Below are 11,396 nucleotides of genomic sequence, written 5' to 3' on the forward strand. Positions count from 1 at the left end.
AATCCCGGCGGTAGGCGCCGAGGACGATCAGGTGAGCTTCGGCATAACCCATTTTCGGAACATGAACGGGGTAATCATCGTAGTCACCACCCCCATCAGGATCAGGGTCGAAAACAAACTTTGCCCTATGAAGCCATGTTCGTAGGCTATGCTTGCGATTACAAGCTCCATGACTCCTCGGCCGTTCAGGATGACGCCGATTCCGAGCGACTGCGCTTGCGTAAGTCGAATAGAGCAACCTCCCAACCACCCCGCAAGAATTTTTGATCCTATGGATACCGCCAACACTATCGCAATGAAGTCGAACGACTTCAGGGTGCTTATATCGAACTCTATCCCGAGGTAGGCGAAAAAGACGGGAGCCAGGAAACCTTCGGTGACCGATCTCAACGTATGTTCGAGTTCATGAAAGCGAGAGGCAAGGAAAAATTTCCGGTCGATCAACAGAGCGCCGAAGAACGCCCCGATTACGAAGTGAAACCCCAAGGCCTGGCTAACCGAGCCGAAAGTCAGAACAAAGAGCACAAGGATTCCGAATAAGGCTTCGCTGCCGAGGAGATCAACCAGCTTCTCCGAGATTTTCTGGATACGGATCCCTTTCTTGATCATTTTCCCAATGGACAAGTTGAAACCCAGTATGAAACCGCCGAGTGCGATGAGCTTCCAGCTTGTGCCGATGATCGAGACTGCGACCGCTTCGAGGGATGGCTGTGCCGGAAGATTCAGAATGACCCCAAGCGCCAGAAGGGCCACAACATCGTTGAAAATGGCGGTTGCAACCGAATAGCGTGCAATATCCGAATCGAGCAGATTGAAGACCTGGAGCATTCGAACGGCGACGGGGAGTGCGGTAATGGACACGCAGAGTCCGAGGAAAACCGTCCTCATGACATCCAATTGAAATGCGATGCCCACGAGAATTCCAGCTGCCAGCGGCATCGCGAACCCGAGAAAGGCAATAACGACCCCTTTGCTGCATAAGGCACCGACGATATCCTTGAAATTCATCTCCAGCCCGGCAGAGAGCACGACGAGGAAAACCGCCAATTCCGAGATGCCGGAGAGTGCAGCATTGGGATGGATCAGGTTCAGTGCGGTAGGACCCAGGAGCATACCGGCCAACATCTCGCCTACAATGGCAGGCTGGTTGAATCGGTGAAATATTTGGCCGAAGAGTCGGGCGACAACGATGAGGATGAGCAAACTGCTTAATAACGGCATCGATAATCCTCGCTGGTCATTGAAATTTTTCGACAACGGCTGTCGCCGCGACGCACGGCAACTGCCTCACGACATGGTATAATTGCCATCGCAATGCGGCGTCAAGCACATGACAAGTGGCTCATTCCGGTCATGGCGCCCGGAATTCCCAGCCGGAACATGATTTCGATTTCATCACGCGGATAAGGAGAGGTTCCGTTTTGGCTGCGCACGATGCCAAGCTGGCAGCAGACACGAGTTGGTACAAGGACGCCGTCATCTACCAGCTCCACGTGAAGGCCTTCGCCGACGCCGACGGCGACGGCATCGGCGATTTCCGGGGGCTCATGGAGAAACTCGACTATCTCCACTCCCTCGGGATCACCGCCCTGTGGCTCCTCCCCTTCTATCCTTCCCCCTTGCGGGACGACGGCTACGACATCGCCGACTACTACGACGTCCACCCGAGCTACAACACCCTGCGGGAGTTCCGGGAGTTCCTCCGGGCCGCCCACGCCCGCGGCATCCGGGTCATCACCGAGCTGGTCCTCAACCATACCTCGGACCAGCACCCCTGGTTCCAGCGGGCCCGGCGGGCAAGACCGGGGAGCGTCCACCGGGACTTCTACGTCTGGAGCGACACCCCGGAGAAGTACCGGGACACGCGGGTCATCTTCCAGGACTTCGAGGGCTCCAACTGGAGCTGGGACCCGGTGGCAAAGGCGTACTACTGGCACCGCTTCTACTCCCACCAGCCCGACCTCAACTACGACAACCCGCGGGTCCGGGCGGAGATGCTCCGGGTCGTCGACTACTGGCTGCGGATGGGGGTCGACGGGGTGCGGCTCGACGCCGTCCCCTATCTCTACGAACGGGAGGGGACCAACTGCGAGAACCTCCCCGAGACCCACCAGTTCCTCAAGACGCTCCGCAGTCACGTCGACGCCACCTTCCCGAACCGGATGCTCCTCGGCGAGGCGAACCAGTGGCCCGAAGACGCGGTGGCCTACTTCGGGAAAGGGGACGAGTGCAACATGCTCTTCCACTTCCCCCTCATGCCCCGGATGTACATGGCGCTGGAGATGGAAGACCGCTTTCCCGTCGTCGACATCCTCGACCAGACCCCGGCCATCCCCGACGGCTGCCAGTGGGCGATCTTTCTGCGCAACCACGACGAACTCACCCTGGAGATGGTGACCGACGAAGAGCGCGATTACATGTACCGGATCTACGCCACCGACCCCAAGGCCCGGATCAACCTCGGCATCCGCCGCCGCCTCGCCCCCCTTCTGGAGCGGGACCGGCGCAAGATCGAGCTGATGAACGCCCTCCTCTTTTCGCTACCGGGAACACCGGTCATCTACTACGGCGACGAGATCGGCATGGGGGACAACTTCTACCTGGGGGACCGGGACGGGGTCCGGACCCCCATGCAGTGGAGCCCCGACCGCAACGCCGGCTTCTCCCGGGCCAACCCGCAGCGGCTCTACCTCCCGGTCATCATCGACCCCGAGTACCACTACGAGGCGGTCAACGTGGAGACCCAGGAGCGCAACCCCACCTCGCTCCTCTGGTGGATGCGCCGGACCATCGCCGTGCGCCGCAGGTTCCGGGCCTTCAGCAGCGGCACCCTGGAGATGCTCTTCCCGGCAAACCCGAAGGTCCTCGCCTTCATCCGCCGCCATGAGGAGGAGACGATCCTCGTGGTGGCGAATCTCTCCCGCTTCGCCCAGGCGGTGAGCCTCGACCTCTCCCCGTATGCCGGCGCGGTTCCCGAGGACCTCTTCAGCCGCAACCGCTTCCCGGCCATCCACGAGACCCCCTACCCCCTCACCCTCGGGCCCCACGACCACTTCTGGTTTCTCCTGCGTCGCCGGGAGGCCCCGCTGGCGGCCGAGGGGGAGCTGCCGCACATCCGGCTCGGCGGGGGGCTCCCCTGGTGGGAAGGGCTCCTGAAAGCGAGGCGGGACGAGTTCCGCGAACGGGTGGCGATGGAATTTCTCCAGCGCAGCCGCTGGTTCCAGGGAAAGGCGCGCACCATCATCGGCCTCTCCCGGGTCGACGCTGTCCTCCTCAGGCACGCCGACCAGGTCTATCCCCTCTTCTTCGTGGAGGTGAGCTATCTGGAGGGGAACCCGGAGACCTACTTCATCCCGGTTACGCTCCTCACCGGTGAGGTCGCGAAGGGGGTGACGACCGAGTTCCCCAACAGCCGGATCGCCCTCCTCTCCGCCGGCGACACGGAGGGGATCCTCTGCGATGCGGCCTACGATCCCTGGTTCCGCGACGCGATCCTCGCCCTCGCCCTCGGCCGGAAACAACTGCCAAGCGAGCGGGGGGGGGTGCTGGCGCCGCTCCACGGCACTGCCCGGGGAGAACGGATGCCGGCGGCCGAGCGACTCCCCTCCCGGCTGCTCAGGGGGGAGCAGACCAACAGCACCATCCTCTACGGGGACCGCTACGTCATCAAGCTCTACCGGCGGATCGAGGCGGGAATCAACCCGGAAGTCGAAATCGCGCGGTTTCTAACGGCAAGGGCCGGCTACCCGAACGTCCCACCGTTCCACGGCGCCCTGGAGCTGCGGCGACCCGGCGCCCAGCCGAGCGCCGTCGCCCTCGTCCAGGGATTCGTCAAGAACCAGGGGGACGCCTGGCGGCTTTCCCTCCACCTCCTCTCCCAGTACTACGAGCGGCTCCTCGCCCGCCGGGAAGAGCTTCCCCCCCTGCCGGAGCCGCTCCCGACGCTCCTCGACGGCAGTGCCTGCGAGATCCCGCCCCCCATCGCCGACCTCATCGGCGGCTTCCACCTGGAGATGGCGGGGCTTCTCGGACGGCGGACCGCCGAGCTCCACCTGGCCTTCGCCTCGGGGGGCGACGACCCGTCGTGGCGCGCCGAGGAGTACTCCATCCTCTACCAGCGCTCGGTCTACCAGTCGATGCGCAACCAGGTCCGGCGCAACCTCCAGCTCCTCTCCCGCCACCGGGACCGGCTGCCGGAGGAAGACCGGGAGGCGGCCGACCGGGTCCTCAGGGCCGAGAAGGAGATCCTCGCCCGCCTGGGTCTCATCGTCGGCAGACGGATCTCGGCCATGAAGATCCGCATCCACGGCGACTTCCACCTGGGGCAGGTTCTCTTCACCGGTAAGGACTTCTTCATCATAGACTTCGAGGGGGAGCCGGCCCGCACCCTTAGCGAGCGGCGCCTCAAGCGGACCCCTCTGCGGGACGTGGCGGGGATGATCCGCTCGTTCCACTACGCCGCCATGACGGCGCTCTTCCACCACGTCAACCGCCACCCGGACGACCGCCCGCTCCTGGAGCCGTGGGCCGAGGCCTGCTACTACTACGTGAGCTGCCGCTTCCTGCAGGGGTACCTGGAACGGCTCGCCGGGATTCCTCTCGTCCCAGGGGACCGGGACGACTTCGGGGTCCTGCTCCGCACCTTCATCCTCGACAAGGCGATCTACGAGCTCGGCTACGAGCTCAACAACCGCCCCGACTGGGTCTGGCTGCCGCTGAAGGGGATCGAGATGACGCTGGGGGAATACCGGTAAGCGGAGAGGTCTTCCCTTCGGGCAAAAGCAGGGGATTATTTCCTCCCCTTTCTCTTCCTGTGGCTCTTCTTTCGGTAAGAGCGTTTCGGCTTCCGCGCGGCAGTGTGCTTTTTCGATGCAGAAGAGCGTCCGGACGAAGCCTTCAGGGAGTGGGACTTTCGGGCGGCACGCCGCACGGTTTTCTTTGCCGGCTTCTTGACCGGCCGTTTCACCTTGTGCCGGCTTTTTATCCGGCCCCCCTTGCGAACCGATTTCTTCCGGTGTGCCTTTTTTGCTTTGGCGATGGTCGGGTCATAAGCCTCGTCATTGAGAGCCGCCAGCAGCGCCCTCGGCTCCCGGAGCCCGGGATCGGCCTTGCTGGCTGCAACAAGCGCCTGGCGGGCCTTGCCGAACTCGCCGGTCTTCAGATAGAGCTTGCCGAGCGCGTTGTAAGCCTTGGCATAGTCATCGTCGAGCTCGATCGCCCGGCGGTAGGAGTCAGCGGCGGTCCGGTACTCCTTCCTGACGTCATAGACGAGTCCCAGCTTGTAATAGCTCGCCGGATCCTCGGGGTGGAGGCGGACATTCTCCTCCAGCAGCGCACTCAGCTCGGCATATTTTCGCGCCTTCACGTAGAGGGCGACGAGGGCATTGCGGGAGGCATCGTCACCGGCGTCGATCCGGATAACATCCCGGTAGAGCTTCTCCGCCCCGTCAAGCTTCCCCTCATGGACCAGCAGTCTCGCCAGTTCCCGCCTGGGAACCGGGTTGTTCGGATCGAGGCTGGCAGCGAGGCGGTACTCCTTTTCCGCCCTGGAATAATTGCGGTTCATGAGGTACAGGCGGGCGAGACGGAAATGAATGATCGGATTGTTTTCCGCCCGGCGCGCCAGTTCCTTGTAAAGTCTTATTGCCTGGGGATATTCCCCCCGCAACGCCAGGATTTCGGCGAGATGGCGCCGGGCATCAAAATGGGCTCCCTCTCTTCTGAGGGTCTTGCGGTACTCCGAGGCGGCGCCGTCAAGATCACCCCTTGCCTCCAGCTCCACCCCCCGCCGGTAACTGCCGCTGGTGTTCCCGTGCTCCGCGGCGCGGAGCGGGGCGGCAGCCATAAGTACGACCCCGATTGCCGCGATCATAAGTCGAACCATGATTTTCTCCTGCTTTTATAGCCTGTTAAAATAGAAAAGGAGCCCAGAGGGCTCCTTTCCAGTGCTTTCCGCGGTGGTGAAAAGTGGTCAGCGTGAGAGCACGTCGAAATCGTCCCTGCGGTTCTTGGCCCATGCGGCCTCGTTGTGGCCGGGGTCGGCCGGCTTCTCCTTGCCGTAGCTGATGGTGGTGAGGCGCTCCGCCGCAACGCCCATGGTCACGAGGTACTTCTTGGCGGCCTGGGCCCTCTTCTCGCCGAGGGCGAGGTTGTACTCGTCGGAGCCCCGCTCGTCGCAGTTACCCGCGATCTGGATCTTCGCCGTCGCGTTCTTCTTCAGCACCTCCGCATTCTTGGCGAGGCTGCTTCTTGCGGCATCGGTCAGGGTGGAGGCATCGAAATCGAAATAGATGGTCTGGAGCTCGGCCTTGAGGGCGGCAAGCGACGAAGCGTCCGCCGCCTGCTGCGAGGCGGTCTCCTTCACCGGCTCCTGCCGGACCGGCTGCTCCTTGACCGCAACGTTCTGCGGCTCCTGCTTCGCCGCCGTCTGTTGCGGCGCCGCCTTCGCCTGCGCCGGGGCGATCCCCTCATCCTTCTTCACCATTTCCTGTTTGGCGCATCCGGCCATGAGCAACGCGGCGCAAAAAGCTACGGCGGCAATACGTGAAACCTGTTTCGACATTTTTGTATCTCCCTCTTTTGGAATATTGATGTTATCGGCGTGCCGGGAACCGGCCGCCGCACTGTAGTGAAGCGACACCGTCGATTCAGCAACGGATAAAATGAGGTGGCGCCCGGGAGGGAGAACTTCCGTAGAGGATAGCCTGCCATGAATCGCTTCTCACGAAAAGCGAGATGGTGGCGAAGGGTCCGTCTGCGGGTGGCGCAGGCCGGCAGGTGCCGAAAATCGCCCGGTCGATGGCGTGCTCGGCCTGGCTCCCCGGCTTGACATGGCTCTCAAGGATGGCCCGCGGCCGTGGCAGCGGCTTCCCCACCCGCGAGGGGGTCGGCATCTTCATCCCCTGGACGACGACAAGGGCGACAATGGCCGATACCAACAGCGCCATCAGCCTCCCCTGCCGCAGGAGAACTCTGGTCTTGCGCATCACTCTCATGATCGGGTCATCGGGTGGCTGATCATTGCCCTCTCGATTCCGTCCCCGTGTTCACTTCGGGGGAGAGGATGAGCTGGGGGGGAAGATGCTGGGCCCCCAGGATCTGGACCAGGAGCTTCAGCCCCTCCGAGATGGTCTGCAGCTTCTCCGGGGGGATGTTCTCCAGCCCGCCGACGAGGAGCCCCTGGGCAACTTCCGGCGCCCGGGCCACCAGCTCGCGCCCCTTGGCGGTCAGGGCGACCGTCACCACCCGCCGGTCCTCGGTGGAGCGGGTCCGCGCCACCATCCCCTGGGCTTCCAGCCGGTCGACAATGCCGACCACCGTCGCGTTGTGCAGATAGAGCCGGCGCGCCAGGTCCGAAATCCTGACCGGCCCGTGCTCTGCCACCACTTTGATGGTCCAGAGCTGTGGTCCCGTCAGGCCGGTTTCCCGCATCGCCCGCTTCGAGTGTTCGTTCACCACCTGGAACACCCGGCGCAGGTCATCGGTAATTGTGGCAATCAGTTCGTTCTCGCTCACCGTGACGGTCCCGTCTCTCTATGCGGAGGTCATGCAACAGGAACGTAGTGTACAAACGGTTGAGAGAGAAAACAACCGCAATTTTTATTAATTGTCACAGACCTGGGAGTGCTCAGTAGACAACCAGCTTCACCGCCTGGGCCAGCGATTCCGGCCCGTCAATGGCGTACGCACCGTCGACCAGCGGCGACAGCGTCCCGTCAAAGTCGAAGAAGAATATCCGCAAATTGGAAGTTCTTATCATGCCGGATCCCCCATTACCCTGGTTTGAGCCCCTACCCCTCCGCAGAAGGCCTCTCTCATCCCGTCGGATAGTGCGGAAACGATCAACTTTGGGTTGGCCTTCCCCCACTGCTTGTGAGAAAAATAGACGTGGCAGCTTCTTTTAGGGGACACGGCTGGTGTTGCCCGAAAAGGGAATTGCTTTTCGTCGTTCACCTCTGTATATAATTTGCATACAAAATATTTCCGCAAAAATCAAGAGGAATTTCGCCCCGATGTCTGTCTTCCAGCCACAATGGCTTAGTGATATCATCATGTTGCGGAGGTTTTCCCGGGTCCGCAAACAGATCTTCAAATTCCTTTCCCTCTTCCGCGTCAGCGAAAACACCTTCATGGCGATTCTCGCCGTGGTGATCGGGCTTCTGGCGGGACTCAGCAACTACGCCTTCCGCAGGTGCATCGACTTCTTCCACTGGCTGATCATCGATTCGAGCTCTCCCCTGACCGGCTACGCCCCGGACGTCTGGAGCTGGCACCGGCTCTGGGCAATCGCCTTTCCCCTGGCGGGGGCGCTGCTGATGCTCCCCCTCTTCTACTTTTTCCGGGAGGACCTCTCCTTCGGATTCCCCCGCTTCCTGGAGGCGGTGAATCTGAAGGGGGGGAAACTGCGCTGGCGGCTCATCCTGACGAGGGGGATCTCCTCCGCCCTCACCATCGGTTCCGGAGGCTCCGCCGGCCAGGAAGGCCCCATCGCCCAGATCGGGGGGACCGCCGGCTCCTTCATCGGGCAGCTTCTCGGCACATCGGGCGAACGGCTCAAGGTCCTGATCGGCTGCGGCGTTTCCGGGGGGGTGGCGGCAACCTTCAACGCCCCCCTCGCCGGGGTCTTCTTCGCCCACGAGATCGTGCTCCTCTCCTCCTTCGAGCTCTCCTCCTTCACGAGCATCGTGATCTCGTCGGGGATGGCCACGGTGGTTTCCCGCGCCCTCTTCGGCAACATGCCGGCCTTCGACGTTCCCGCCTACCAGCTGATCCATCCGGTCGAGCTTCTCTTCTACGCCGCCCTCGGCACCGCCTGCGGCTGCATCGCCGTCCTGTTCATCGGCTGCTACCGGAAGATCAGGACATGGTTTGCCTCCCTCACCCTGCATCCGCTCCTGAAACCATGCCTGGGAGGAATTCTCGTGGGGGTGATCGCCGTGGTGCTCCCCCAGGTGGAAGGCAACGGCTATCACTTCATCGAGCGGGTGGTGAGCAACGATGCCGGCTGGCTCCTCGTCACCGCCCTGATTGCCGGCAAGCTCCTCGCCACGGGGGTCACCCTCGGTTCGGGGCTCCCGGGAGGGACGTTCGCCCCGTCGCTCTTCATCGGCGCCGTGACCGGGTCGAGCTTCGGCTACCTCCTCAACCAGCTCTTCCCCGCCTACTGCTCGACGCCGGGGGCCTACGCCCTGGTCGGGATGGGGGCGTTTCTTGCCGCCGTGGCCCACGCCCCCATGACCGGCATCTTCCTCCTCTTCGAGATGACCGGCTCGTACCAGATCATCGTCCCGATCATGATTGCCTGCGTTGTCGGCACGGCCATCGCGCGCCATTTCAAGAAGGAGGGGATCGACACCGTCGACCTGGCGGCGGAGGGGATCAACCTCCACATCGGCAAGGAGCAGAACCTGCTCGAAATGCTCACGGTGCGCGATGCCATGGCCCCCGCTCCGGAGCTCCTGCCGGAGACCATGACGATCAGCCAGTTCGGAGACCACCTGGCCCGGGCGAAACAGAGCAGCTTCCCCCTCATGAACAGCGCCGGCGCCCTCTCGGGGATCGTCACCCTCCAGGACTTTCTCGGCGTCGCCTTCGATCGGGAGCACCATGACGTCGTCACGCTCAGGGACCTGGCCAATGCCGAAGTGGTAACCATCACGACCGAAGTGAGCCTCGCCGAGGCGCTGCGCATGATCGACTACTGCGACTTCGAGCAGCTTCCGGTCGTCGACCGGCCGGGGGGAACGAGGGTGATCGGCATCCTCTCCCGCCGCGACATCATGGGGACCTACGAGCGGATGGTCATGGAGCGCGCCCTCAAGAGCTGATCACGGTTCCGGCCGAATCTTCCCGCCAGCAGCACCATCCCGCTTCGGGTCAAAAAAAGGGGGAAGGTTTCCCCTCCCCCCGATCGCAGCACAGAAATCGTGGAGATCCTAGTGGTCGATCGCCTTCGCCATGCCGATGCCGGTGTTCTGGCGGACGTAGATCTCGTCGAACATCTCTTCGGAGCGGCGGCTCGGGAAGGCAAGAGCACCGATGATGGCGGCCAGGAAGCCGAGGGGGATGGAGACGATCCCCGGGTTCTTCAGCGGGAAGAGCGCCTTGTCCAGACCGGCCATCGAGGTGCCGTCCTTGTTTGATTCGTAGGTCTTGTGAGCTTTCGCCAGCGCCGCTGCATCCTTCTCGTCGAGAGTCGCCCCCGGCGGGAGGGCAGCCTGCTTCTTCTCCAGCGCCTCGATGGTCTTCTTGGCGCCGGCGGCCACGCTCTTCGGGTAGGTCATGTTGGGGGAGATCATGAGGAGCGCGATGGCGGATACGGTGCCGACCACCAGGCCGGAGATAACGCCGGCGGTGTTGAACTTCTTCCAGAAGAGCGACATCACGACAACCGGCAGGTTGCCGGATGCGGCCACGGCGAAGGCAAGCGCCACCAGAACTGCGACGTTCTGGTTTTCGGCGAGGATGCCGATCAGGATCCCGACGGCGCCGACGCACAGCGAGGTGATGCGGGCGGCCATGACCTGCTCGTGCTGGTCGGCGTGGCCGTCCTTGATGACGTTAACGTAGATATCATGGGCGATGGCGGCGGAGGCCGAAAGCACCAGGCCTGAGACGACCGCCAGGATGGTGGCGAAGGCGACGGCGCAGAGGAAGGCAAGGAAGACGTCGCCGATGACCGGGGAGATGTCGGCACCGAGCTTCTGGGCGAGCATCATGGTGGCCATGTTGCCGCCGGCATCCACAGCCTTGATGCCCTGCGGGGTGAGATGGATGGCGGCGCCGAAGCCCAGGAGCGTGGTGAGGATGTAGAAGCCGCCGATGAGGAACATGGCGATGATGACGCTCTTGCGGGCGGCCTGTGCGGTCGGCACGGTGAAGAAGCGCATCAGGATGTGGGGCATGCCGGCGGTGCCGAGGACGAGCGCCATCCCGAGGGATATCTGGTCAAGGGGTGCCTTCAGGAAGAGCCCCGGCTCCAGGAAGCGCTGGCCGGCGTCGGCGCCGGCGAGTGTAACGCCGTCCTTCATTACCATCTTCGAAACGTAATCCTGGATGCTGGCACTGTTGGCGATGTCGCTGAAGAACTGGAGCGGGTTGAAGCCGGCCTTGATGGCCACCAGGAGGGAGAGGAGGGCTGCACCCGACATGAGGAGGCCGGCCTTGATGATCTGGACCCAGGTGGTGGCGGTCATGCCGCCGAAGACGACGTAGCCGACCATCAGGATGCCGACGCCGATGATGGCGGTCTTGTACGGGATGCCGATGAGAAGCTGCATCAGCTTGCCGGCACCGACCATCTGGGCGGTGAGGTAGAAGGTGGAGACGGCGACGGTGGAGAGGGCCGCCACGGCGCGGACCGGTTTCGGCTCGGTGCGGAAGGAGAGGATGTCGCC

General features: G+C 63.0%; 9 protein-coding genes. 2 read left to right on the forward strand and 7 right to left on the reverse strand.

Annotated elements, in window-relative coordinates:
• Positions 1-27: 27 nt before the first annotated feature.
• Complete coding sequence (locus M6689_RS08970) at positions 28-1,221, reverse strand: cation:proton antiporter (protein WP_298270494.1); 1,194 nt, start codon at positions 1,219-1,221, stop codon at positions 28-30.
• A 200-nt stretch (positions 1,222-1,421) separates the two neighbouring features.
• Between M6689_RS08970 and treS the strand changes: the two genes are divergently transcribed.
• Positions 1,422-4,754, forward strand: a complete 3,333-nt coding sequence (gene treS / locus M6689_RS08975; RefSeq protein WP_298270496.1) for a maltose alpha-D-glucosyltransferase — start codon at positions 1,422-1,424, stop codon at positions 4,752-4,754.
• A gap of 35 nt (positions 4,755-4,789) precedes the next feature.
• On the opposite strand, the gene M6689_RS08980 is transcribed toward treS, so the two are convergent.
• The 5 genes from M6689_RS08980 to M6689_RS09000 form a co-directional block, all read right to left on the reverse strand.
• Positions 4,790-5,884: a tetratricopeptide repeat protein gene (locus tag M6689_RS08980; protein WP_298270499.1), complete on the reverse strand. Its 1,095-nt coding sequence runs from the start codon at positions 5,882-5,884 to the stop codon at positions 4,790-4,792.
• An 87-nt stretch (positions 5,885-5,971) separates the two neighbouring features.
• Entirely contained in the window at positions 5,972-6,562 is a 591-nt protein-coding gene (gene pal, locus M6689_RS08985) for a peptidoglycan-associated lipoprotein Pal (RefSeq protein WP_298270501.1), read from the reverse strand.
• A gap of 85 nt (positions 6,563-6,647) precedes the next feature.
• Positions 6,648-6,947 carry a hypothetical protein gene (locus M6689_RS08990; RefSeq protein WP_298270504.1) on the reverse strand — a complete coding sequence of 100 codons (300 nt, stop codon included), beginning with the start codon at positions 6,945-6,947 and terminating at the stop codon, positions 6,648-6,650.
• A gap of 70 nt (positions 6,948-7,017) precedes the next feature.
• On the reverse strand, positions 7,018-7,515 hold the full coding sequence (locus M6689_RS08995) for a MarR family transcriptional regulator (RefSeq protein WP_298270506.1): 498 nt from the start codon (positions 7,513-7,515) through the stop codon (positions 7,018-7,020).
• Between the two features lie 112 nt (positions 7,516-7,627).
• Positions 7,628-7,759 (reverse strand): hypothetical protein, encoded by a 132-nt coding sequence (locus M6689_RS09000; RefSeq protein ID WP_298270509.1) that lies wholly within the window; start codon positions 7,757-7,759, stop codon positions 7,628-7,630.
• A 292-nt stretch (positions 7,760-8,051) separates the two neighbouring features.
• Between M6689_RS09000 and M6689_RS09005 the strand changes: the two genes are divergently transcribed.
• Complete coding sequence (locus tag M6689_RS09005) at positions 8,052-9,827, forward strand: chloride channel protein (RefSeq protein ID WP_298270511.1); 1,776 nt, start codon at positions 8,052-8,054, stop codon at positions 9,825-9,827.
• Between the two features lie 108 nt (positions 9,828-9,935).
• Here the strand turns inward: M6689_RS09005 and M6689_RS09010 are convergent.
• On the reverse strand, positions 9,936-11,396 hold a 1,461-nt coding region (locus M6689_RS09010), incomplete at its 5' end, for a cation acetate symporter (protein WP_298270513.1).

The sequence above is a fragment of the Geobacter sp. genome (genome assembly GCF_027327745.1).
GTDB lineage: Bacteria > Desulfobacterota > Desulfuromonadia > Geobacterales > Geobacteraceae > Geobacter.

What these genes read in the sequence shown, in the direction of transcription:
- M6689_RS08990 (WP_298270504.1), bottom strand. Translation starts at nt 6,947, where the DNA reads ATGGCGCTGTTGGTATCGGCCATTGTCGCCCTTGTCGTCGTCCAGGGG.
- M6689_RS09005 (WP_298270511.1), top strand. Translation starts at nt 8,052, where the DNA reads ATGTTGCGGAGGTTTTCCCGGGTCCGCAAACAGATCTTCAAATTCCTT.
- pal (WP_298270501.1), bottom strand. Translation starts at nt 6,562, where the DNA reads ATGTCGAAACAGGTTTCACGTATTGCCGCCGTAGCTTTTTGCGCCGCG.
- M6689_RS08980 (WP_298270499.1), bottom strand. Translation starts at nt 5,884, where the DNA reads ATGGTTCGACTTATGATCGCGGCAATCGGGGTCGTACTTATGGCTGCC.
- M6689_RS09000 (WP_298270509.1), bottom strand. Translation starts at nt 7,759, where the DNA reads ATGATAAGAACTTCCAATTTGCGGATATTCTTCTTCGACTTTGACGGG.
- M6689_RS08970 (WP_298270494.1), bottom strand. Translation starts at nt 1,221, where the DNA reads ATGCCGTTATTAAGCAGTTTGCTCATCCTCATCGTTGTCGCCCGACTC.